This window comes from Corynebacterium frankenforstense, assembly GCF_030211955.1.
Lineage (GTDB): Bacteria > Actinomycetota > Actinomycetes > Mycobacteriales > Mycobacteriaceae > Corynebacterium > Corynebacterium frankenforstense_A.
Window position 1 is genome coordinate 39,055 of record NZ_JASODI010000002.1, and the last position, 22,968, is coordinate 62,022.

The 22,968-nt window shown below is 71.0% G+C and carries 17 protein-coding genes and 1 pseudogene; 14 read left to right on the top strand and 4 right to left on the bottom strand.

Annotated elements, in window-relative coordinates; translation table 11 throughout:
• Positions 1-26: 26 nt before the first annotated feature.
• The 10 genes and pseudogenes from pgeF to QP119_RS01295 all read left to right on the top strand — a co-directional run bounded on the left by pgeF (position 27) and on the right by QP119_RS01295 (position 11,377).
• Complete coding sequence (gene pgeF / locus QP119_RS01250; protein ID WP_284773118.1) at positions 27-737, top strand: peptidoglycan editing factor PgeF; 711 nt, start codon at positions 27-29, stop codon at positions 735-737.
• Positions 724-1,440, top strand: a complete 717-nt coding sequence (locus tag QP119_RS01255; RefSeq protein WP_284773119.1) for a YggS family pyridoxal phosphate-dependent enzyme — start codon at positions 724-726, stop codon at positions 1,438-1,440. Before pgeF ends, QP119_RS01255 begins: the two co-directional genes overlap by 14 nt.
• Before the next feature lie 61 nt (positions 1,441-1,501).
• Positions 1,502-1,933: a cell division protein SepF gene (locus QP119_RS01260; RefSeq protein ID WP_284773120.1), complete on the top strand. Its 432-nt coding sequence runs from the start codon at positions 1,502-1,504 to the stop codon at positions 1,931-1,933.
• A gap of 30 nt (positions 1,934-1,963) precedes the next feature.
• Complete coding sequence (locus QP119_RS01265) at positions 1,964-2,275, top strand: YggT family protein (protein ID WP_284773121.1); 312 nt, start codon at positions 1,964-1,966, stop codon at positions 2,273-2,275.
• Positions 2,276-2,461: 186 nt separating this feature from the next.
• Positions 2,462-3,394, top strand: coding sequence for a DivIVA domain-containing protein (locus tag QP119_RS01270; protein WP_284773122.1), 933 nt, complete (start codon positions 2,462-2,464; stop codon positions 3,392-3,394).
• Positions 3,395-3,751: 357 nt separating this feature from the next.
• Positions 3,752-3,916 (top strand): hypothetical protein, encoded by a 165-nt coding sequence (locus tag QP119_RS01275; RefSeq protein ID WP_284773124.1) that lies wholly within the window; start codon positions 3,752-3,754, stop codon positions 3,914-3,916.
• A gap of 302 nt (positions 3,917-4,218) precedes the next feature.
• Entirely contained in the window at positions 4,219-7,416 is a 3,198-nt protein-coding gene (gene ileS, locus QP119_RS01280) for an isoleucine--tRNA ligase (protein ID WP_284773125.1), read from the top strand.
• Between the two features lie 488 nt (positions 7,417-7,904).
• A pseudogene (locus QP119_RS01285) lies at positions 7,905-9,216 on the top strand (amino acid permease).
• A 28-nt stretch (positions 9,217-9,244) separates the two neighbouring features.
• Positions 9,245-10,657 carry a DNA polymerase IV gene (locus tag QP119_RS01290; RefSeq protein WP_284773126.1) on the top strand — a complete coding sequence of 471 codons (1,413 nt, stop codon included), beginning with the start codon at positions 9,245-9,247 and terminating at the stop codon, positions 10,655-10,657.
• A gap of 105 nt (positions 10,658-10,762) precedes the next feature.
• Positions 10,763-11,377, top strand: coding sequence for a hypothetical protein (locus tag QP119_RS01295; protein ID WP_284773127.1), 615 nt, complete (start codon positions 10,763-10,765; stop codon positions 11,375-11,377).
• Between the two features lie 157 nt (positions 11,378-11,534).
• Here the strand turns inward: QP119_RS01295 and QP119_RS01300 are convergent, their stop codons facing one another.
• On the bottom strand, positions 11,535-13,220 hold the full coding sequence (locus QP119_RS01300; protein WP_284773128.1) for an ABC-F family ATP-binding cassette domain-containing protein: 1,686 nt from the start codon (positions 13,218-13,220) through the stop codon (positions 11,535-11,537).
• Positions 13,221-13,233: 13 nt separating this feature from the next.
• Positions 13,234-14,196 (bottom strand): hypothetical protein, encoded by a 963-nt coding sequence (locus QP119_RS01305; RefSeq protein WP_284773130.1) that lies wholly within the window; start codon positions 14,194-14,196, stop codon positions 13,234-13,236.
• A 111-nt stretch (positions 14,197-14,307) separates the two neighbouring features.
• On the opposite strand from QP119_RS01305, the gene lspA reads away from it, so the two are divergent.
• Genes lspA through QP119_RS01320 form a run of 3 tightly spaced genes read left to right on the top strand, consistent with a single transcriptional unit; the run spans position 14,308 to position 16,356 of the window.
• A complete protein-coding gene (gene lspA, locus QP119_RS01310) occupies positions 14,308-14,910 on the top strand; it encodes a signal peptidase II (protein WP_336620394.1) in 603 nt (200 codons plus the stop codon).
• On the top strand, positions 14,903-15,829 hold the full coding sequence (locus QP119_RS01315; protein ID WP_284773131.1) for an RluA family pseudouridine synthase: 927 nt from the start codon (positions 14,903-14,905) through the stop codon (positions 15,827-15,829). Before lspA ends, QP119_RS01315 begins: the two co-directional genes overlap by 8 nt.
• Entirely contained in the window at positions 15,826-16,356 is a 531-nt protein-coding gene (locus QP119_RS01320; RefSeq protein WP_284773134.1) for a hypothetical protein, read from the top strand. Before QP119_RS01315 ends, QP119_RS01320 begins: the two co-directional genes overlap by 4 nt.
• A 361-nt stretch (positions 16,357-16,717) precedes the next feature.
• Here the strand turns inward: QP119_RS01320 and QP119_RS01325 are convergent, their stop codons facing one another.
• The gene (locus tag QP119_RS01325) at positions 16,718-17,983 is read right to left on the bottom strand and encodes an HNH endonuclease signature motif containing protein (RefSeq protein WP_284773136.1); all 1,266 of its coding nucleotides are present in this window, start codon (positions 17,981-17,983) and stop codon (positions 16,718-16,720) included.
• A 261-nt stretch (positions 17,984-18,244) separates the two neighbouring features.
• Positions 18,245-19,159 carry an EamA family transporter RarD gene (gene rarD, locus QP119_RS01330; protein WP_284773137.1) on the bottom strand — a complete coding sequence of 305 codons (915 nt, stop codon included), beginning with the start codon at positions 19,157-19,159 and terminating at the stop codon, positions 18,245-18,247.
• A gap of 40 nt (positions 19,160-19,199) precedes the next feature.
• On the opposite strand from rarD, the gene dnaE reads away from it, so the two are divergent.
• Positions 19,200-22,766, top strand: coding sequence for a DNA polymerase III subunit alpha (gene dnaE, locus QP119_RS01335; RefSeq protein ID WP_284773138.1), 3,567 nt, complete (start codon positions 19,200-19,202; stop codon positions 22,764-22,766).
• Positions 22,767-22,968: the final 202 nt, after the last annotated feature.

The window sequence follows — 22,968 nt, forward strand, 5'->3', positions numbered from 1 at the left end:
GGTTGAGCCGCTGAAAAGCTGACGCCATGCTGAGGCACCTGTTCACCGCGCGGGCCGGGGGTGTCTCCGCCGCGCCGTACGACTCGCTCAACCTCGGCCACCACGTCGGCGACGACCCGGCCGCGGTGGCCGCCAACCGGGCGCGCCTCGGCGTGGACCCGGAGCGCATCGTGTGGATGGATCAGGTCCACTCCACGACGGTGCGCGTGGTCGACGCCCCGGCCGCGGCGCCGCTGCCGGCCACCGACGCCGTGGTCACGGACCGTCCGGGCGTGGTGCTCGCCGTGCTCGTGGCCGACTGCGTGCCGGTGCTGCTCGGCGACGCCGAGGCCCACGTGGTCGCGGCCGTGCACGCCGGGCGCGAGGGCGCGGCCGGCGGCATCGTGCCCGCCGCGTTGGAGACGATGGTCTCCCTGGGCGCGCGCCCCGAGCGCGTGACCGCCTGGCTCGGCCCGGCCGCCGGGGGTGCGAGCTACGAGGTGCCCGCCGAGATGGCCGCCGACGTCGAGCGCACCCTGCCCGGCTCGCGCTCGACCACCGCGGCCGGCACGTGCGGGTTGGACCTGCGCCGCGGGCTGGCCGCCCAGCTGCGCGCCGCGGGCGTCGCCGAGATCCACGTCGACCCCGCCGACACCATCACCGACGCGCGTTTTTTCTCCCACCGGCGCGAGGGCACCACCGGCCGGCAGGCGGGACTGGTGTGGTGCGAGAGAGGATCCGAAGATGACCGAGATTGACGACGTCGCGCCCGAACGCGTCGCAGAGCTGCGTGCGGCGTTGGCGCGGGTCAAGGCCCGAATTTTTGACGCCGAGCGCGCCGCCGGGCGCGAGCCGGGTTCCGTGCGCCTCCTGCCCGTCTCCAAGTTCCACCCGGCGGGCGACATCGCCGCGCTGGCCGCGGCGGGGGTCGAGGCCTTCGGCGAGAACCGCGAGCAGGAGGCCCGGGAGAAGGCCGCCGCGCTGCCGGGCGTGAAGTTCCACATGATCGGCCAGATCCAGACCAAGAAGGCCAACTCGGTGGCCCGTTGGGCGGCCGTCGTCGAGTCGGTGGACTCGGTGCGCCTGGCCGAGAAGCTCGACCGGGGCGTGGCCCTGGCCGTCGAGCGCGGCGAGCGCGCCGAGGGCGAGCTGCCCTGCCTGGTGCAGTGGTCCGCCGACGGCGACCCCGAGCGCGGCGGCGTGGCCGACGCCGACCTGGACGCGGTGTGCGCCGCGGTCGTGGACGCGGCGCACCTGCGCCTGGCCGGGCTGATGTGTGTGCCGCCGTTGGGCGCCGACGCGGAGGGGACCTTCATGAGGGCACGCGCGATCGTCGATAATTTAGGGGACGGCATGATCCTGTCGGCCGGCATGTCCGCCGACCTGGAGGCCGCGGTCGCGGCGGGCAGCGACCTCGTGCGTGTCGGAACCGGGATCTTCGGGCCGCGCCCGTTAGCCTGAGAACCAACCAATCGCCCTGCCAGCGAGAACCACCACAGACCAACCGGAAGAAGGGGAGAAGATGTCGATCATCAGGAGCGCCCGGGAGTTCTTCGGACTGACGCCGATGGACGAGATCGCGGACGACGAGTACTACGCCGACGAGCCGCGCGAGACCGAGCGTGAGCGCTACTCGGCGCACCGTGAGCCGGCCGCGTCCTACGAGCCGCGCCGCTACGACTACCAGCGCCGCGCCTCCGTGGTGCCGGTCGTGCTGACCTCCTACCGCCAGGCCTCCCGCGTCGGCGAGCCGTTCCGTGACGGCGACGCCGTGGTCTTCGACATCTCCGGCATGGAGCAGAAGGAGGCGACCCGCATCGTCGACTTCGCCGCCGGCATCTGCTTCGCCCTCGAGGGCAAGATGGTCAAGATCGCCCCGCGCGTCTTCGCCGTGACCCCGAAGGGCGCGGACATCGAGCAGTCCGAGCTTGAGCGCGCCGCCCGCGTCCGCTGACGTGGCTGATCGCTGATAGGGTGGCACCTCGTGGAAACCGTCGGAGTGCTGCTGCTGTTTTTGATCGGCCTTTTCCAGCTGGTGCTGGTGGTGCGGATCATCGTCGAGATGATCCACTCGTTTTCCCGCCAATTCAACCCGCCGCGCTGGTTTTACCCGATCGCTGAACCGTTGTTCCGGTTCACCGATCCGCCGGTGAAGGCGCTGCGCAGAATCATTCCCCCGCTGCGTATGGGTGGGGTGGCGCTCGATATTTCCGTCATCGTCCTTTTCATCATCATCCAGCTGATTTCGTTGCTGGTGACGCTGATCTTCTTCCCCGCGCCGGGAATTGCGGTGTAACGGGTCAACGGCCGTTGAGCGGCGTGTTGGTTGGCGAGACGGCTCAATATCAACTAAAGATTAAAGGGGAAGCCCCTGCTTTTCCACTGTTGCCGACGGTACACTGTCGGGGTAGACACGTAAGATATTCACAAACAACCGGTGCGGGCCTGGCAGCTTGCACTCCGTGAACCGAAGGGAACGCCCATGCCGCTGACACCAGCTGATGTGCACAACGTCGCTTTCAGTAAGCCGCCGATCGGCAAGCGTGGCTACAACGAGGACGAGGTCGACCAGTTCCTTGACCTCGTGGAGGACACCCTCGCCCAGTACCAGGACGAGAACGAGGACCTCCGTCAGCGGGTGAGCGAGCTGCAGTCCGGCGAGGGTAAGGACGCGGCCGCCGCGACCCCGGCCCCGGCCCCGGCCGCCAAGACCGAGGACCAGGTCGACGAGGCCGCCCTGCGCAAGGAGATCGAGCAGAAGCTGCGCGCCGAGTACGACGCGAAGCTCGGCGACGCCAAGAAGGCCGCCGACCAGGCCAAGGCCGACGCCGAGAAGGCGCGCAAGGACGCCGAGGAGGCCCGCAAGTCCGCCGCCTCCGCCGGCGAGCAGAAGGCCGCCGCTGCCGCCCCGGCCGCGGGTGCCGCCGGCGCCGCCGGTGGTGCCGCCACGGCCGAGACCCACATGCAGGCCGCCAAGGTGCTCAGCCTGGCCCAGGAGATGGCCGACCGCCTCACCTCCGAGGCCCAGGCCGACTCCTCCTCGATGCTCGAGGAGGCGCGCACCTCCGCCGAGAAGCAGATCTCGGACGCCGAGACCCGCGCCAAGACCCTGGTCTCCGACGCCGAGAAGAAGGCCGAGCAGACCACCTCCGAGGCGAACTCCCGCGCCCAGGCGCAGATCCGCCAGGCCGAGGAGAAGGCCGCGTCCCTGCAGAAGGACGCCGAGCGCAAGCACAACGAGATCATGACCACGGTCAAGCAGCAGCAGAACGCGCTGGAGACCCGGATCGCCGAGCTGCGTACCTTCGAGCGCGAGTACCGCACCCGCCTGAAGACCCTGCTGCAGTCCCAGCTGGACGAGCTGGACTCCCGCGGCAGCGCGGCCCCGAACGCCAACGAGGGCGGCGAGAACTAACCCGCCTCGCGGGGGCGCGCCGCGTCCCGCTGCGTCGACAGCGCGTCGGCGCGCCAACTCAGGCCCGGCCGGTTGAACCCCCACCGCCGGGCTTTCGGCGTGCATGGGGGAGGGGACGAACCGCCGGCGCATGGCGGGCCTGGCCGCAGACCGCGCGCGTGCGCCTTGCCTGGGCGGGCAGCTGGAGCCCCCGCGACTACCCGCACGCCTGGGGCGACTGTGCGCCAAGTGGGCCCGGTGGGTGGATCTTCCACGGAGGCTCGTCCCGCGGGCTCGGCCGGCGGCGTGGGGCCGTGCGCCGCGCTAATCTCGGGGTAGCCCCGAAACACCGTCGAACACCCCGAGGAGAGGCCCCCGATGACGAGCGCCGTGCTGCTGCTTGCCTGCATTTCATTCGTGCTCTTCGTCGCCGTCGTGGCCACCAACAACACCGTGCTCGTGGTGCTGATGTTCATCGCCCTGGCCGCCGCCGTGGCCCTGTGGCTCGTCGACTTCCTCCGGATGCGCCGCAACCGCCGCTGAGACGCTCGACGAGTCCACCGGTCCGGCGCCACGGCCACCCCCGGTGGCGTCGAGGACGGCGATCCGCGGTCCATGGGCTAAACTGTTCGCCATCACGGGCAGTGAGCCGGCCATCACCGGGGAGCCTTCCGGAAGAACACCGGCGCCGCGCAAGCGGCGCCGGCAAGTAGAACCGGACGGGTGGGAACCGTCATCTTCCTCCACAAACGAAGCGGCCGCACCACGGTGCGGCAAGCGGGGTGGTACCGCGGGCCGCACACGGCCCGTCCCCGCGGTCGTCGGAAAGCAATGTGGAGGAAGCGATGAGCAAGAACGACGTGGGGCACGCCTACCCCAAGGTCGACATGACGGACGGGTCCACCCGGTTCGCCGAGATGGAGACCAACGTCCTGGCCTACTGGGACAAGGACGACACCTTCCGGGAGTCGCTGCGCCGGCGTGAGGGCCAGCCCGACTACGTCTTCTACGACGGCCCGCCCTTCGCCAACGGCCTGCCGCACTACGGCCACCTGCTCACCGGCTACGTCAAGGACATCATCCCGCGCTACAAGACCATGCGCGGCTACCACGTCCCGCGCGTCTTCGGCTGGGACACCCACGGCCTGCCCGCCGAGCTCGAGGCCGAGAAGCAGCTCGGAATCACCGACAAGGGCCAGGTCGAGGACATGGGGCTCGCGGAGTTCAACGACTACTGCGCCAAGTCCGTGCTCGCCTACACCGACGAGTGGCAGGAGTACGTCACCCACCAGGCCCGCTGGGTCGACTTCGAGGGCGGCTACAAGACGATGGACCTGACCTACATGGAGTCCGTCATCTGGGCTTTCAAGCAGCTCTACGACAAGGGCCTGATCTACCAGGGCTTCCGCGTGCTGCCGTACTCCTGGGCCGAGCACACCCCGCTGTCCAACCAGGAGACCCGCCTCGACGACTCCTACAAGATGCGCCAGGACCCCACCCTGACCGTCACCATTCCGCTGACCGGCGCCTGGGAGGGCACCGCCGGTGTGCAGACCTGGGCCGAGCACCCCGAGCTGCACGACGCCGCCGCCATCGCCTGGACCACCACCCCGTGGACCCTGCCGTCGAACCTGGCGCTGGCCGTCCACCCCGAGGTCACCTACGAGCTCGTCCGCGTCGGCGAGAAGACCTCCGTCGCCGAGTTCGCCGGCGCCAAGCTGCTCGTCGCCGCCGAGCTGCGCGGTGACTACGCCAAGGAGTTCGGCGAGGATGCCGAGGTGCTCGGCAGCTTCCTCGGTGCCGACCTGGTGGGCCTGACCTACAAGCCCGTCTTCAGCCACTTCGCCGACCGCGCCGAGTCCGGCGCCTTCCGCGTGCTGGCCGCCGACTACGTCACCACCGAGGACGGCACCGGCATCGTCCACACCGCCCCGGCCTTCGGTGAGGATGACATGAACGTCTGCAACGACAACGACATCGACCTGGTCATCCCGGTCGACATGGACGGCAAGTTCACCTCGCTGGTGCCCGAGTACGAGGGCCAGCTGGTCTTCGACGCCAACAAGGAGATCATCCGCGACCTCAAGGCCGCCGGTCGCGTGCTGCGTCACCAGACCATCGAGCACTCCTACCCGCACTCGTGGCGCTCCGGCCAGCCGCTGATCTACATGGCGCTGCCGAGCTGGTTCATCTCCGTGACCAAGTTCCGCGACCTGATGGTCGAGCTCAACCACGACCAGATCGAGTGGATCCCGGACCACGTGCGTGACGGGCAGTTCGGCAAGTGGCTCGAGGGCGCGCGCGACTGGAACATCTCGCGCTCGCGTTACTGGGGCTCGCCGATCCCGGCGTGGGTCTCGGACGACCCGGAGTACCCGCGCGTGGACGTCTACGGCTCCCTCGACGAGCTCGAGGCCGACTTCGGCGTGCGCCCGACCTCGCTGCACCGCCCCTACATCGACGAGCTGACCCGCCCGAACCCGGATGACCCCACGGGCAAGTCCACCATGCGCCGTGTGACCGACGTCCTGGACGTCTGGTTCGACTCCGGCTCGATGCCGTTCGCGCAGAAGCACTACCCGTTCGAGAACAAGGACTGGTTCGAGACCCACTCGCCGGCGGACTTCATCGTCGAGTACATCGGCCAGACCCGCGGCTGGTTCTACGTCATGCACGCGCTGTCGACGGCTCTGTTCGGCCGCCCGGCCTACAAGAAGGTCGTCGCCCACGGCATCGTGCTGGGCAACGACGGGCTGAAGATGTCGAAGTCGAAGGGCAACTACCCGAACGTCAACGAGGTCTTCGACCGCGACGGCTCGGACGCCATGCGCTGGTTCCTGATGAGCTCGCCGATCCTGCGCGGCGGCAACCTCATCGTCACCGAGCAGGGCATCCGCGAGGGCGTGCGCCAGGCGCTGCTGCCGATGTGGAACGCCTACTCCTTCCTGCGGCTGTACTCCTCGAAGCCGGCCGAGTGGTCCGTGGAGTCGACCAACGTGCTGGACCGCTACATCCTGGCCAAGCTTCACGACGTCGTGGCCGGCGTGCGCGACGCGCTCGACGCGACGGACATCTCGCGTGCGTGCGACGAGGTGCGCTGGTTCTGCGACGCGTTGACGAACTGGTACGTGCGCCGCTCCCGCGACCGCTTCTGGACGGGCGACGACGAGTTCCCGGAGGCCTTCAACACCCTGTACACGGTGTTGGAGACCCTGACGCGCACCGCGGCGCCGCTGCTGCCGATGATCTCCGAGGTCATCTGGCGCGGCCTGACCGGTGGGCGCTCGGTGCACCTGACGGACTTCCCGGACCCGGAGAACATCCCGGCCGACGCGGACCTGGTCGCCGCGATGGACGCGGCCCGGGCGGTGTGCAGCGCGGCGTCGTCGATCCGCAAGGCACACAAGATGCGCAACCGTCTGCCGCTGGCGAAGCTGACCGTCGCGCTGCCGGACACCGCGGCGCTCGAGCCGTTCGCCGACGTCATCCGCGACGAGGTCAATGTCAAGAACGTCGAGTTCACCGACGACGTCGACTCGGTGGGCTCCTTCCAGGTCGTCGTCAACGCGAAGGTCGCCGGCCCGCGCCTGGGCGGCGACGTGCAGAAGGCGATCAAGGCCGTCAAGGCGGGCAACTACACCCGCGAGGGTGACGACGTTATCGCCGACGGCGTGCGCCTGAGCGGCGACGAGTACACCGAGCGCCTGGTCGCGGAGAACCCGGACTCCACCGCGCGCGTCGAGGGCCTCGACGGCCTGGTGGTGCTCGACATGGAGCTGACCGAGGAGCTCGAGTCCGAGGGCTGGGCCGCCGACGTGGTCCGCGGCCTGCAGGACGCGCGCAAGGCCGCCGGCCTCGAGGTCTCCGACCGCATCTCGGTCGAGCTGTCCGTGCCGGAGGAGAAGGCCGAGTGGGCGCACCGCCACGAGTCCTGGATCGCCGAGGAGGTGCTGGCGACCTCGTTCCAGGTGGTCACCGACGGTCTCGGCGAGGACGCGCACGAGGTCATCGACGGCGTCTCCGCGGTGATCGCGAAGGCATAGCCACGTCGGCTCGGGCACGGTGTCTCCGGCACCGTGCCTCGGGCGCAGTGCCTTGAGCGCAACGGCTCAGGCGCAGTCGCCCAGAGCCCGGGAGGGGCGCACCGTCAGGAGCGCCCCTTTTCGCTTGCCGACGCCGCGCCTTCCGCCACTTGGCGCCGGACTCCCGCCGGGTGCGCCGAGACGTCGGCGCAGGGACGCCGAGGGGCCGTGTACGGGGTGCGCCGCACGGTCCCGCCGGCGTCACACGACGGGTCGTGCGAAGGTCTTCGCAACGCCCACCGCAACCGGGGGCGCCGGGCGGGGCGTACGGGACGTCGGCAATTGGGGGAGTGAATATAACTGCGCTCAAAATAGACCGCTTGGTACGCGACGGGGAGATAATCACAGACATGACAGTCTCCAGTCGACCAGGCGTCGCGCCCGCGCGCGACGAACACGCAGCGGAGACCGCGGGGTACCGCCGCGACCTCAAGCACCGCCACATCCAGATGATCGCCCTGGGCGGGGCGCTCGGCACGGGGCTCTTCCTCGGCGCCGGCGGCCGCCTGCACGCCGGCGGGCCCGGCCTGGCGATCGTCTACGCGGTGTGCGGGCTGATCGGGTACCTGATGCTGCGCTCGCTCGGCGAGATGGTCGTCCACCGGCCGACGTCGGGGTCCTTCACGAGCTACTCACGGGAGTTCCTCGGCGACAAGGCCGCCTTCTTCGCCGGCTGGATCTACTTCATGGCGTGGGTGACCGTCGGCATCGCCGAGCTGACCGCCATCGCCGTCTACCTGCGCTACTGGCCCGTCTTCCAGTCGGTGCCGCAGTGGGCGCTGGTGGCCGTCGCGCTCGTCGTGGTGGTCGGGGTGAACCTGGCGGGGGTGAAGGTCTTCGGCGAGGCGGAGTTCTGGTTCGCGTTCATCAAGGTCGCGGCGCTGGTGGTCTTCATGGTCGTCGGCGTGGCCGTGATCGTCACCGGCCACCACGTCGGCGGGCACGAGCCCGGGCTGGCCACGCTCGCCGAGGGCGGCGGCTGGTTCCCCAACGGGGTCGTGCCGCTGGTCGTGATGACCCAGGGCGTGATCTTCGCCTACGCGGGCATCGACATGATCGGCGTGGCCGCCGGCGAGACCGAGGAGCCCGCCCGCGAGATCCCGCGCGGTTAAAAACACGGTCTGGCGCATCGTGCTCTTCTACGTCGGCAGCGTCTTCCTGCTGGCCGTGCTGCTGCCGGCGGACGTCTACTCCGGCGACGAGAGCCCGTTCGTGACGTTCATGACCGCGCTCGGGGTGCCGGTCGCCGGCGACATCATGAACCTGGTCGTGCTCACCGCCGCGCTCTCCAGCGTCAACGCGGGGCTCTACGCGACCGCGCGCATCCTCAAGCCGCTGGCGCACACCGGGTCCGCGCCGGCGTTCCTGGGGCGCATGTCGCCCAGCGGCGTGCCGCGCAACGGGGTGTGGCTGACCGCCGGGCTGATGGTCGCGGGCATCGTGCTCAACTACGTGGTGCCGCACCAGGCCTTCGAGATCGTGCTGAACCTGGGGTCGGTGGGGATCCTGGGGATGTGGCTGATGATCGTCGCCAGCCACGCCGGCATGATGCGCCAGGTGCGCGCCGGGCGGCTCGAGCGGCCGGCCTTCCGCAACCCGCTGGGCACGGCGAGCGACGTGGTCGTCGGGGCGTTCCTGCTCGGGGTGGTCGTGCTCATGGGCTTCGACTACCCGGTGGGCACGTGGACGCTGGCCACGGCGGCCGTCGCGCTGCCGCCGCTGTTCGTCGGCGGGTGGTGGGCGCTGCACCGGCGTCGGTGACGCGCGCGGGTGCCGATACCCTGGGGGCATGCAGCGCTGGGTCCTCCACATCGACATGGACGCGTTCTTCGCGTCCTGCGAGCAGCTGACCCGGCCCACCCTGCGCGGGCGCCCGGTGCTCGTCGGCGGGGTGTCGGGCCGCGGCGTGGTCGCGGGCGCGTCCTACGAGGCCCGCCGCTACGGTGCCCACTCCGCGATGCCGATGCACCGGGCCACCGCGCTGGTCGGCGCGAAGGCCGTGCTCGTCGCCCCGCGCCGCATTGTCTACTCCACGGCCTCGCGCCGCGTCTTCGCCACGGTGGCGCGCTTCGTGCCGGCCGACAAGATCGAGCAGCTGTCCATCGACGAGGCCTTCCTCGAGCCGCCCGCCCTGGTCGGCGCCACCGCCGAGGAGGTCACGGAGTGGGCTGAGGAGCTGCGCGCCGCGATCCGCGAGGAGACGGGGCTGCCGGCGTCGGTGGGCGCGGGCTCGGGCAAGCAGTTCGCCAAGATCGGCTCCGGCGAGGCCAAGCCCGACGGCCACCGTGTCATCCCGCACGCCGAGGAGCTCGACTTCCTGCACCCGCTGGGCGTCGACAAGCTCTGGGGTGTGGGGCCGGTGACCGGTGCGAATCTCCGCACCGCCGGGGTGGAGACGATCGGGGACCTGGCGGCGATGTCGCGCCGCGAGGTCGAGCTGACCCTCGGCGCGACGGTGGGCGTGCAGCTGTGGCAGCTGGCGCGCGGCCACGACGACCGCCCCGTCGAGCCGCGCGCCGAGGCCAAGTCCGTCTCCGCCGAGCACACCTACCCGCGCGACCTGGTCACGCGCGCGCAGGTCGACGCCGCCGTAAAGAGGGCCGCCGAGGACGCGCACCGTCGCCTGCTTAACGACGGTCGCGGGGCGCGCACGGTGACGGTCAAGTTGCGCATGGCGGACTTCCACATCGAGTCCCGTTCGGCGACGCTGGGCCACGCCACCGACGACGAGGCGACGCTGGGGGCGGTGGCGCGCCGGCTGACCCGTTACCCGGACGAGGTCGGCCCGGTGCGCCTGGTCGGGGTGGGCTACTCCGGTCTGGAGGACGCGCGTCAGGACGTGCTCTTCCCGGAGCTCGACGAGCTGCTGGTGGCCACGCCGGTCAGCTCGGCGGCCACCGACGACTACGAGGTGGGCGCGGCGGCCCCGGCCGACGGCGCCGGCCTGGAGATCACCGTGGAGTCCGAGGCCGCCGAGAGCGGCTGGCGGGCCACGGAGGACGTGGTGCACAGCGAGTTCGGGCACGGCTGGGTGCAGGGCACGGGCTCCGGGGTGGTCACGGTGCGCTTCGAGACGCGCGCGACGGGGCCGGGCCGGGCGCGAACCTTCGCCGTCGACGACCCGGACCTCGCCCCGGGCGATCCGTTGGCCTCGCTGGACTGGGGCGACTGGCTCGCGGCGCAGGAGGAGCAGGAGGAGTGAGAGGCGTGCGAGGCGAAAATATCTTCACACGTCACTCGCGTGTACCCTGTTAACGGAAATCTCCCCGGTGGCGCCGCCGGGGAAGGACTGAACCGAGGAGAGATCTTGAAGTTTTCCACGATCACCGCCGCGACCGTCGTCGTCGGACTCGGCCTGACCCTGAGCGCCTGCTCGGACGACTCCGACAACGGCGAGGCCACCTCGTCGTCCGCGGCGACCTCGTCGCCGACGCAGGCCAGCGTCGAGCCGCCGACCGCCGAGGAGCTCAACGCGGTGCTGCAGCGCGCCACCGACCCGAACGTGCCGCTGGAGGAGAAGACCCAGACCGTGCAGGGCGGCGAGACCGCCCCGGAGCTTTTCGACGTCATGACCGCCTCGCAGCAGGACTCGGGCGCGAAGTTCACCGTGGTCGACCCGATCCTGCCGGGCTACACCCCGGAGTACGTCATCGCGAAGGTCGTCTTCAGCGTGCCCGACCAGGAGGACCAGGTCGCCGAAGACGTCGAGTTCGTCCACGAGGACGGCGTCTGGAAGCTCTCCCAGTCCTGGGCGTGCATGCTGGTCTCCAACACCGTCGAGCCGGAGCAGGTCCCGGCGATGTGCCAGGGTGACGCCCCGGCCGAGGACCCCGCCGAGGGTGCTCCTGAGGGTGCGCCCGCCGAGGAGGCTCCGGAGGGTGCGCCCGCCGAGGCCCCCGTCGAGGAGGCCCCGGCGCAGTAGTAAGCGCCGCCGCGCCACGTCGCTTGCCGACGTCGCGCCCCACCCGACCCCGCGTACCGTGCGGTATGCGGGGCCTTCGGCGTTGTGTGCGCTGTCTCGGCTCCAGAGACCCCGGCCTCCGACGGCCATTACGGCGACGGCGCGCCGCGGGAGAGAACTAGGCGCGGCCGTCGACCGGCTCGAGGTGCAGGACCTTGCCCTGCCAGCGGCGGCGCACCCAGCGGTCGTGGGTGGCCATGAGCACGGTGCCCTCGAAGTCGGCCAGCGCGTCCTCGAGCTCCTCGGCCAGAGCCAGGGAGAGGTGGTTGGTCGGCTCGTCGAGAAGCAGCAGGTCCGGGGGAGAGGCCAGCACCGCGCCGAGTGCCACACGGCGGCGCTGCCCGAAGGACAGGGCGCGCAGCGGGCGCGCGGCGTCCTCCTCGGAGAGCAGCCCCAGCTCGGCCAGCGTCGGCGGGGTCTTCGCCTTCCTCGACCGGCCCCACGGCCCCTTGGCGACCTCCCGCTCGAAGGCCACCGCAGCCGGCAGGTCCAGGTCCTCCCAGTGGTCGTCCTGGCGCAGCCGGGCGATCGTGACCTCCTCGGGGATGCGCACCTCGCCCGCGGTCGGCGCCACGGTGCCCTCGATGACCGAGAGCAGCGTCGACTTGCCGGCCCCGTTGGGCCCCTCGATCAGCCAGTGCGCGCCGGGCTGCACCTTCAGGTTCACCGGCGCCAGCCGCCCCGCGACCGCCACGGACCGCGCCGTCACCGTCGGCTCACCGAGGCTGGCCAGGTGGCTGTCCGGCACGCCGCGGAAGCGCAGCCGCTCCGGCGGCGCCGGGATCTCGTCGCGCTCCAGGTCCGCCAGCCGCGACTTCGCCGAGCGCACCCGCGCCCCCACCGTCTTGGCCGCCCGGTCCGCCTGGAACTTCGCGGCCATGCGCACCTCGGACTTGGCCACCTGCGAGTGGAAGACGTCCTCGCCGGTCTGCCGTGCGCGCGACTCGAGCCGCTCGCGCTCCTGCTCCTGGGCGTTGTAGCGCTCCCGCCACAGCCGCCGGGCCTTCTCGCGCGCCTTCAGGTAGTCGGAGAACCCGCCGCCGAAGAGCGTGTCCTGGCGCGTCAGCCCCTCCTCGGCCCGCCCCTCCGGGTCCAGCGAGGGGTCCATGTCCACGATGAAGTCGGCCACCTCGTCGAGGAAGTAACGGTCGTGGCTGGCCACCAGCACCGGCCCGGGGAAGGCCCGCAGCTCGTCGATGAGGAAGTCCACCGCGTCGTCGTCCAGGTGGTTGGTGGGCTCGTCGAGCACCATCGCGTCCAGCGGTCGCAGCAGCAGCGCCGCCAGCGCGAAGCGGCGGCGTTGCCCGCCGGACAGGTCGCCCAGCGGCGTCTTCAGGTCCACCCCCGCCAGCCCCAGCCCGGCGAGCACCTCGGCGATGCGGGCGTCCAACTCCCACACACCTGCCTCGGCCGCACGCGCCAGTGCGGCGTCGAAGGCCGCGGCGTCGTCAATTCCGGCGGTGCCGGCGGCCATGGCCTCGGACAGGCGCGTGATCTCGGCCTCGATGCCGCGCAGCTCGGCGACGGCGGCGTCGATAAGCTCGTGCGCCGGTGCGGTGGCCGGCAGCGAGGTCTCCTGCTCCATGAAGCCGGTCACCGGCGGGCGCACCACCGAGCCGGTGTCTCGGTGGCGCTGCTTGCTGATCAGCGAGATCAGCGTCGACTTGCCGCTGCCGTTCTCGCCGATCAGCCCGATCACGCGGCCGGCGGGCACGGTGAACGTCACGTCCGTGAGCACGCGGTGGGTGGGGTAGGAGAAGCCCACCCCGTCCAGCTTGATGTGGTGGTACCTGGTCTCGGTCACGGTTCCTGCCGTTCTAGCCGAAGGAGAGGGCGGTGGTGGTGTCCTGCATGACGCGGTTGTCGCCGTCGCCGCCGTAGGTCACGCGGGTGGTCGCCGCGACCGTGCCGGCCACCGGCAGCGGCCGGGTCAGGTCGACGTTCAGCGAACCGCGCGAGGACGTGGTGGAGTGCAGCACCCGCAGCTCGCCGTCGGGGGCGTCGGGCACCCCGGACATGTCGAGCGCGCCGACCGCCGGGCGCTGTTGGACGGCCACGGACAGCTCGACACGGTCGCCGTCGACGTTGTCCAGCGTGTAGGTCGTCGTCTGCAGCAGCGTCGACTGGCCGGTCACCCGCGAGTCGACGGTCCAGGACGCGCCGGGGCCGACGGGGTCGGCGGGGAAGACGACCGGCAGCGAGGCGATGCCCATCACGGCGTCCTCGGCGGCGGCGCGGGTGTCGTCGTCGGCGTCGACGGGCGGGGCGAGGCGGACGGTGGAGACCTTGCCGGAGGCCTCCGCGGTCCAGCCGGCCTCGAAACCGGCCGCGCCGGGCAGGTCGTCGGTCTCGCCGAGGCGGAACTGGACGCGCCGGGTGCCGTTGTCCTCCGCGGCGGCCTCCGTGGTCGCGGCGGTGAGCGGCAGCGAGGTCGCCTTCAGCCCCGGTGCGTCGAGGCTCTCCGGCGCGGCGGGCGCGGCCGGGTCGGCCTTTTCCGCGGGGGCGACGGACTGCGCGAAGCCGCGTGCGACCGTCGCCGTCGTCTCCTGCGCCGGATTGTCGACGTCCCGGAACTCCAGGTTGGCGCGCGGCTCGGCGCCGGCGTCCTGGACGGTGACGCGCACGGGGTCGACCTCGAGGCCGACGGCCTGCTCGGTGCGGGTGTCGTCGTCGGGCAGACCCGCCTCCGAGCCGCAGCCGACCAGGGCGAGGCTCAGCGACGCCGCCAGGGCGAGCAGGGCGCGCCGGCGCGGGAATTGCGGTCGAGGGGTTTCAGACACGGTGACTAATTTACCGTGCGTGCCGGGTGCGGTTGGCCACGGGCGCACCGCGGCGGTGATAATGGTCGCGTGAGTACGAAGCCGAGAGAGAACGGGGGCGGATACGCCGCCATGATGGCCGCGGTGGTGGTCGCCGTCGCCGTGGTCGACCAGTCGGTCAAGACGCTGATGCTCGGGTGGCTGGAACCCGGGCAGCCGGTGGCGGTGATCGGCGACTGGTTCCGCTTCACGCTCCTGTTCAACTCCGGCGCGGCCTTCTCCATGGGCAGCGACTCGACGTGGCTGTTCACCTGCATCCAGATCGCGTTCGTCGTCGGCGTGGCCGCCGCCGCGCCGCGGGTGCACGACCGGTGGACCGCGGTGGGGCTGGCCCTGATCGCCGGGGGAGCGGCCGGCAACCTCGTCGACCGGCTCTTCCGCGAGCCCGCGTTCTTCGTCGGCCACGTCGTCGACTTCATCTCCGTGGGCAACTTCGCCGTGTTCAACCTCGCCGACTCCGCGATCACGGTCGGGGTGGTCGTCTTCGTGCTGGGCATGTTCTTCGGCGAGCAGGCCGGCGAGCAGCCGGGCGACGACGAGGCCGACGCGGGGGAGACCGATGCGGGGTCCGGCGAGACCGGTGCACCGGACGCGGGCGCCACCGCCGCCGGCGCAGCCACTGCCGCCACCGCCGCAGAAACCGACGCCGAGGGAGAGGAGCCCGCCCGTGCGTGAGGTCCGCCAACTTCCCGTCCCCGAGGGCCTGGCCGGCATGCGCGCCGACGCCGGCGTCGCCCGCCTCTTCGGCGTCTCACGCGCCGTCGCCGCACAATTGGCGGAGGACGGTGACGTGCTCGTCGAAAATTCGCCCGTGGGCAAGTCCGCGCGCCTGGCGGAGGGTGCCTGGCTGGAGGTCACCCTCCCGGAGCCGGCGCGCCCGCTGGAGGCCGAGACGCCGCGCGAGGTCGAGGGCATGGACATCCTGTACTCGGACGCGGACGTCATCGCCGTCAACAAGCCGGTGGGCGTGGCCGCGCACCCGACGGTCGGCTGGGACGGGCCCACCGTCACCGGCGGGCTGGCCGCGGCGGGCTTCCGCATCTCCACCTCGGGCCCGCCGGAGCGCAAGGGCATCGTCCAGCGCCTGGACGTGGGCACCTCCGGGGTGATGGTCGTGGCCGCCAGCGAGCGCGGCTACTCGATGCTCAAGCGCGCCTTCCGCGAGCGCACGGTCTCCAAGACCTACCACGCGCTGGTGCAGGGCCACCCGGACCCGTTCAACGGCACGGTCGACGCGCCGATCGGCCGCCACCCGAAGGCCGGCTGGCGCTTCGCGGTGGTCTCCGACGGCAAGCCGGCGGTCACGCACTACAAGACCCTGGAGGCCTTCCCCGAGGCGACGCTGCTGGAGGTGCACCTGGAGACGGGCCGCACGCACCAGATCCGCGTGCACATGTCCGCGTTGCGCCACCCGTGCGTGGGCGACCCGATGTACGGCGGCGACCCGAGGCTCGCTGAGCGCCTCGGCCTGAACCACCAGTGGCTGCACGCGGTGTGCCTGGGCTTCGACCACCCGGCCGACGGCCGCCGCATGGAGATCACCGCGCCCTACCCGGAGGACCTCTCGCGGGCGCTGGAGATGGTCCGGCGGTGAGGCGGGGCGTCGTCGCGGCGGCGGTGCTGGCGCTGATCGCCCTGGCGGTGGTGCTGCTGGCGTCGCGTTCGGACCTGACCGACCGCCCGGACCCCGTCAACGGCGACCAGCTGGGCATGGACTCCCACGAGTCCGTGGCGGACTACCGCTCGCGTGCCGCCGACTCGCTCGCCGAGGCCCCCGCCGACCAGCCCGTGTGGGCCCTCGTGACCTTCGCCGCGCCGCTGGACACCGAGGCCGCGGACGAGGCGACGCGCGGCCTGGGGCGGGTCTCGGCGGTCGTGGCCCACGAGGCCGGCCTGATCCAGATTCCCGAACCCGTCGCCGGTGCCACCCGCGCCGACGTCTTCGCCCGCGAGCTGGCCCGCGCCCCGTTCGAGGCCGACCGCCTCGACGGCGTCGTCGCCTACGACTCCGGTTCTGCGTTGCGTGCGCTCACCCAGATTGACGACGTCGCGGTGGTCGAGGCCCTGCCCTCCGATGCGGCGTGGGGCCGCACCGGCGTGCGCCCCGTCGTACTGGACTGACTGAGCCGCGTTCACTGTGCCGCGCTGACTACGCTGTGCTGACCACGCTGTGCTGACCACGCTGTGCTGACAGCGCTCCCCCTGCTGGCTGTGGCGCAGCTCCGTGCGGTTGCGCACTGACTCCGGGCACGCCGAGGCCCGGCCTGCTCCGGCGTGTGGGGAGGGCCGGTGGCGTCGGGCATGCCGGATTCCCGGTTCCTCCCCCCCTCGTGGAGGAACCGGTCCGGGTGTCTCCCCGCGATATATGCAGGGGCGCGTGGAGCGCGGGGCCGTGTGGCCGACTCGGCTCGGTGCGTCGCGCGCGGGGCGCGGCTGGCTCGGGGCGCGCGCGGGGTGCGGCCGGCTCGGGGCCGGCGCCGGGTCAGGCGCCGGGGCAGGCGGCGGCGCTGGCCTCGGCGTGGGCGTTCAGGATGCGCCGTGCCATCGTCGGCGTGTGGTCCCGCTGCCGCCTCCCGCCCGGCAGCCGCCGGTAGACGTCGAGCCCGTCGGACTCGATGCGGCCGTGCCGGGCGGGGGCGTCCGGGTCGTCGTCGTTGGCGGCGTTGTGCCAAGGGCAGAGCAGCAGCAGGTTGTCCAGGTTGGTCATCCCGCCGCGGGCGAAGCTGCCCTTGTGGTGCGCCTCGCTGTAGGCGCCCGGCCGGTTGCACTCCGGGTGGGCGCAGACCCCGTAGACCTGCTGGAGGATCTCGCGCTGCTTGGGCGAGGCGAAACGCTCCAACCGGTAGAGGTCGACCGGCCCCTTGACCGGGTGGACCAGCACGGCCCGGTCGACCACCGCGCGGTCCCGGAGCATGAGCCGGACGAACTCGGAGCCGGTCATCCGGGCGCCGTCGGAGGCGAGCAGCTGGACGTCGTCGCCGTCGCCGGCGAGGACCTGCGTGTACTCGTCAAGCACGATGCCGACCCCCGCGTGATAGACGGTCTCCGGGACACCCCGGGCGAGCACCTCGGCGAAGGCCTCGCCGAGATCGAACCGGTCGATCCGGGCGCCGTCCTGCCCGTCGGCCTGCGTACCCGGCTGCGGTGCCGGCCGGCCGCCGGTGACGGCGTCGGCAGCGCCGTGGAGATCCGTCTGGACGTCGGACCGGCCATCCGACTCGGCGTCATCCTGGGCGGCGGCCCGGGCGAGGTTCTGCCGGGCCTGCTCGAAGGCGGCCCGGTAGATCGTGGAGACCTGGGTGGAGGAACCGTGGAAGATGAGCCCGGGGCCGCGCGTCTTCGAGTTGATCAGGCGCAGCGACGCCCGCCGCTCCGGTTCCGGGGCCTCCGGCCCGTTGAACTCGAGGAGCAGACGCTCGCAGGCCTCCTTGACGGCCTGGTGGTCGCCGGCCGTGCCGCAGGCCCGCCTGCGGAAGCCCCAGGCACGGCGCTGGTCGGTGACTTTGCGTGCGTAGTTCTCGATCATGTCGAGGGTGGCCAGCGAGTGGCGGTTCTCGTGGGCCGCGGCGATCGCCGGGGACGTGGTGCGGTTGGCGGGGAAGTAGATCGCGGAGACGCGGGCGATCTTCTGCGCGTCCGCCGGCACGACGCCGAGATCGATGAGTCGGTGCCGGCTCAGCCCGGCGGCGGCCTCGGCTACGGCGATGCCCCGGCCGGAGACTTCGATGAATTGGTCGAGCGGGTTCATGGCCCCCAGCATCCCGGCCGCCGCCCCGCTCCGCGAGAGCACGGCCGCCCGGCTGTGGAACACCCCCGGGCATCCACACCCCGGCCCGCCCCGCAGTGGCGCAGCCCGGCTGTCTCAGCTAAGGGCCCGGGAATCCGCGAGGCGGATCGACGGAGCTCGGAGGCCCGGAATCCGGTGTGCTCCGGAGATAAAGGGAAGCAGGAGAGCGGCGGCAGGGCCGCGGCGGGGTGAGGACACGGGGGGGGACGAGGAGACGGGTGTCTAACCCGCAGCGTCGCCACGCGGGGCGTCGTCAATCGGGGCGGCGCCCGCACAGCGGGCGCGTCGGGCGCGACGGGCGGTGCGCGCGATGTCCGCAATGAATACGGCGACGGCCACCCAGATGATCACGAAGCCCGCCCAGCGCGCCGGGCTGAGCTGCTCGTCGACCACGAACAGCGCCCACAGCATCTGCATCGTCGGCGTGAGGAACTGCAGCATGCCGATCGTCGCCAGGGGCAGGCGGTGCGCCGCCGCGCCGAAGAGCAGCAGCGGCAGCGCCGTCACCACGCCGGAGACCGCCAGCAACGCCGCATTCGTCGCACCCGCGTTGCCGAACGTCGCCTGCCCGCCCACGGCGAGCACCGCCAGATACACCGCCGCCACCGGCGTGAGCACCAGCGTCTCCGCCGTCAGGGACGCCGCCGAGGACACCGTCACCTTCTTCTTGAGCAGCCCGTAGCAGCCGAAAGTCAGTGCCAGGCCCACGCCCATCACCGGCGGCTGCTCGCCGAGCACCGCCAGCCACACCACGCCCACCGCCGCGATGCCCACCGCCGCCGTCTGCGCCGGGCGCAGCCGCTCGTTGAGGAAGAGCACGCCGAGCAGCACACTGACGATCGGGTTGATGAAGTAGCCCAGCGCCGCGTCGGCGACGTGGCCCGAGTTGACCGCGACGACGTAGATCAGCCAGTTGCCGGCCACGACCACGCCCGCCAGCGCCATGCGCGCCCACTGCGCCCGCCCGGCCGCGCGCAGCTCGCGCCACCCGCGCGTCACCGCGAGCACCACGACCATCAGCAGCGCCGTCCACACGATGCGGTGGGCCAGAATCTCCAGCGGACCGGCGGGCAGCAGCAGCGGGAAGAAGGCCGGGAAAACGCCCCACAACAGGTAGGCCAGGACACCGAAGAGCATGGCCGTGATCGTACTTGCGCGCATCGATACACTGGCTGCCATGGTCAAAAAATCGGGCTTCGTCCACCTGCACAACCACACCGAATACTCCATGCTCGACGGCATGGCGAAGGTGGACATGCTCGCCGAGGAGGCCGTCCGCCAGGGCATGCCCGCCGTCGGCATCACCGACCACGGCAACATGTTCGGCACCGACAACTTCTACCGGACCATGACCAAGGCCGGCATCAAGCCGATCATCGGCATCGAGACCTACATGGCGCCCGAGAGCCGCTTCAACAAGAAGCGCATCCGCTGGGGCGAGCCGCACCAGAAGTCCGACGACGTCTCCGCCTCCGGCGCCTACCTGCACCAGACCATGCTCGCCGAGAACGCCACCGGCCTGCACAACCTCTTCAAGCTCTCCTCGCTGGCCTCCTACGAAGGTCAGCTGGGCAAATGGCCGCGCATGGACGCCGACCTGATCGCCGAGCACGCCGAGGGCATCATCGCCACCACCGGCTGCCCCTCCGGCGACGTGCAGACCCACCTGCGCCTCGGCCAGTTCGACGCCGCCGTCGAGGCCGCCGCCAAGTGGCAGGACATCTACGGCAAGGACAACTTCTTCCTCGAGCTGATGGACCACGACCTCGACATCGAGCAGCGCGTGCGCCGCGAGCTCCTCGAGGTCGGCCGCAAGCTCAACCTGCCGCCGCTGGTGACCAACGACTGCCACTACGTGCTGCAGTCCCAGGCCGGCCCCCACGAGGCCATGCTCTGCGTCCAGACCGGCAAGACCCTGCACGACCCGGACCGCTTCAAGTTCAACGGCCCCGAGTACTACCTGAAGTCCGCCGAACAGATGCGCGAGATGTTCGACGACATCGTGCCGGACGGCTGCGACAACACCCTCTGGATCGCCGAGCGCGTCGGCGACTACTCGGAGCTGTGGGAGGAGCACCCCCACGACCGCATGCCGATCGCCGACGTCCCGGAGGGCTACACCCCGACCTCCTGGCTGACCGAGGAGGTCATGCGCGGGCTGGCCAACCGTTTCCCGGACGGCGAGGTGCCCGAGAAGTACACCGAGCGCGCCAAGTACGAGATCGGCGTCATCGACATGAAGGGCTACCCGTCCTACTTCCTCATCGTCGCCGAGCTGATCAAGCACGCCCGCAAGGTCGGCATCCGCGTCGGGCCGGGTCGTGGCTCGGCCGCCGGCTCCCTGGTCGCCTACGCGCTGACCATCACCAACATCGACCCGATGGAGCACGACCTCCTCTTCGAGCGATTCCTCAACCCGGAGCGCCCCTCCGCACCGGATATCGACATCGACTTCGACGACCGCCGCCGCGAGGAGATGATCCGCTACGCCGCCGACCGCTGGGGCGCGGACAAGATCGCCCAGGTGATCACCTTCGGCACCGTCAAGACCAAGCAGGCGCTGAAGGACTCCGCCCGCGTGCAGTTCGGCCAGCCCGGCTACCAGATGGCCGACCGCATCACCAAGGCCCTGCCGCCGGCGATCATGGCCAAGGACATCCCGCTGCACGGCATCACCGACCCGGAGCACGACCGCTACGCCGAGGCCGGCGAGGTGCGCAGCCTCATCGAGGCTGACCCGGACGTGCGCAAGATCTATGACACGGCCCTCGGCCTGGAGGGCGTGGTCCGCCAGGCCGGCGTCCACGCCTGCGCGGTGATCATGGCCTCGGTGCCGCTGATGGACCACATCCCGATGTGGAAGCGGCCCGCGGACGGGGCGATCATCACCGGCTGGGACTACCCGGCCTGCGAGGCCATCGGCCTGCTGAAGATGGACTTTCTGGGCCTGCGCAACCTGACCGTGCTGGGCGACGCCGTGGAGAACATCAAGAAGAACCGCGGCGAGGAGATCCACCTCGAGGAGCTGGTCACCGACGACCCGAAGGTCTACGAGCTGCTCGGCCGCGGCGACACCCTCGGCATCTTCCAGCTCGACGGCGGCGGCATGCAGGAGCTGCTCAAGCGCATGAAGCCGACGGGCTTCAAGGACATCGTCGCCTCCCTGGCCCTCTACCGTCCGGGCCCGATGGGCGTCAACGCCCACTTCGACTACGCCGACCGCAAGAACGGCCGTAAGCCGATGACCCCGATCCACCCGGAGCTGGAGGAGCCGCTGCACGACATCCTGGAGGAGACCTACGGTCTGATCGTCTACCAGGAGCAGATCATGCGTATCTCGCAGAAGGTGGCCAACTACACCGCCGGCGAGGCCGACAACTTCCGTAAGGCCATGGGCAAGAAGAAGCCCGAGGTCCTGGCGAAGCAGTACGAGAAGTTCGCCGGCGGCATGAAGGACAACGGCTACTCCAAGGACGCCATCGACGCGCTGTGGGGCACCATCGAGCCGTTCGCCTCCTACGCGTTCAACAAGTCCCACGCCGCGGGCTACGGCCTGGTCAGCTACTGGACGGCCTACCTGAAGGCGAACTACACCGCCGAGTACATGGCCGCGCTGCTGTCCTCGGTGGCCAGCAACAAGGACAAGTCGGCGCTATACCTCTCGGACTGCCGCCACCTGGGCATCCGCGTGCTCTCCCCGGACGTCAACGAGTCCGAGGACGACTTCATGGCCGTCGGCGAGGACATCCGCTTCGGCCTGGGCGCGATCCGCAACGTCGGCCACGACGTCGTCGCCGGCATCGTGCGCGCCCGCCAGGAGAAGGGCGCCTACCGGGACTTCTCCGACTACCTGGAGAAGATCGACCTCGTCGCCTGCAACAAGCGCGTCACGGAGTCCCTGATCAAGGCTGGCGCCTTCGACTCGATGGACCTGCCGCGCAAGGGCCTGGCGCTGATCCACGAGGACGCCGTCGACGCGGTGACCTCCACGAAGAAGGCGGCCGACCGCGGCCAGTTCGACCTCTTCGCGGGCCTCGGCGGCGGGGAGGAGGCCTCGGCGGTGGACAACGTCTTCGCCGTGGACGTCCCCGACGAGGAGTGGGACCGCAAGCACAAGCTCGCTCTGGAGCGCGAGATGCTCGGCCTCTACGTCTCGGGTCACCCGCTCGACGGCTTCGAGGAGGCGCTCAACGCGCAGACGGACACCCCGATCACGAAGATCATCTCCGGCGAGGTCCACGACCGCCAGGAGCTGGTCATCGGCGGCATCATCTCGGCTGTGGACCGGCGCTTCTCCAAGAAGGACGGCTCGCCCTGGGCGATCGTCACGGTGGAGGACCACAACGGCGCCTCGGCGGAGATCCTGGTGTTCAACAAGGTCTACTCGCTGGTGGCCCCGCAGATCGTCGAGGACAACATCATACTCGCCCGCGTGCACGTCAACGTGCGCGACGACCGCATGAGCCTCTTCTGCGACGACCTGAAGGTCCCGGACCTCGGCGCCGGCAACGGCCGCGGCCTGCCGCTGCGCCTGACGATGCGCACCGACCAGTGCACCCTGACCAACATCGCCAAGCTCAAGCACGTGCTGCAGCGCAACCCCGGCGACAGCGACGTCTACCTCAACCTGACCAACGGCTCGGACAGCCAGCTGATGGTGCTTGACGAGCACCTCCGCGTCGAGCGCTCCTCCTCCCTGATGGGCGACCTCAAGGCGTCGATGGGCCCCGGCATCCTGGGCTGACGCCCCTCAATTGCCGACGTCCCGTCGGTCCCCGTGCGCGGTTCCCTTCGGGTTGGGCGCTGCTGCGCGCAAGTGCCGGCGCCTGCGCTGCACCTCGGTGTGGCAGCCCCGGGAACCGCAGAAAGCGGGCGCCCCGTGTGGGGCGCCCGCTTTCAGGCTTTCAGGCTTTCGGGTTCTCAGGTCCTCAGGTCAGCGCGCCGGG

What these genes read in the sequence shown, in the direction of transcription:
- rarD (WP_284773137.1), bottom strand. Translation starts at nt 19,159, where the DNA reads ATGCTCTTCGGTGTCCTGGCCTACCTGTTGTGGGGCGTTTTCCCGGCC.
- ileS (WP_284773125.1), top strand. Translation starts at nt 4,219, where the DNA reads ATGAGCAAGAACGACGTGGGGCACGCCTACCCCAAGGTCGACATGACG.
- lspA (WP_336620394.1), top strand. Translation starts at nt 14,308, where the DNA reads ATGATGGCCGCGGTGGTGGTCGCCGTCGCCGTGGTCGACCAGTCGGTC.
- QP119_RS01260 (WP_284773120.1), top strand. Translation starts at nt 1,502, where the DNA reads ATGTCGATCATCAGGAGCGCCCGGGAGTTCTTCGGACTGACGCCGATG.
- dnaE (WP_284773138.1), top strand. Translation starts at nt 19,200, where the DNA reads ATGGTCAAAAAATCGGGCTTCGTCCACCTGCACAACCACACCGAATAC.
- QP119_RS01290 (WP_284773126.1), top strand. Translation starts at nt 9,245, where the DNA reads ATGCAGCGCTGGGTCCTCCACATCGACATGGACGCGTTCTTCGCGTCC.
- QP119_RS01275 (WP_284773124.1), top strand. Translation starts at nt 3,752, where the DNA reads ATGACGAGCGCCGTGCTGCTGCTTGCCTGCATTTCATTCGTGCTCTTC.
- QP119_RS01325 (WP_284773136.1), bottom strand. Translation starts at nt 17,983, where the DNA reads ATGAACCCGCTCGACCAATTCATCGAAGTCTCCGGCCGGGGCATCGCC.
- QP119_RS01255 (WP_284773119.1), top strand. Translation starts at nt 724, where the DNA reads ATGACCGAGATTGACGACGTCGCGCCCGAACGCGTCGCAGAGCTGCGT.
- pgeF (WP_284773118.1), top strand. Translation starts at nt 27, where the DNA reads ATGCTGAGGCACCTGTTCACCGCGCGGGCCGGGGGTGTCTCCGCCGCG.
- QP119_RS01270 (WP_284773122.1), top strand. Translation starts at nt 2,462, where the DNA reads ATGCCGCTGACACCAGCTGATGTGCACAACGTCGCTTTCAGTAAGCCG.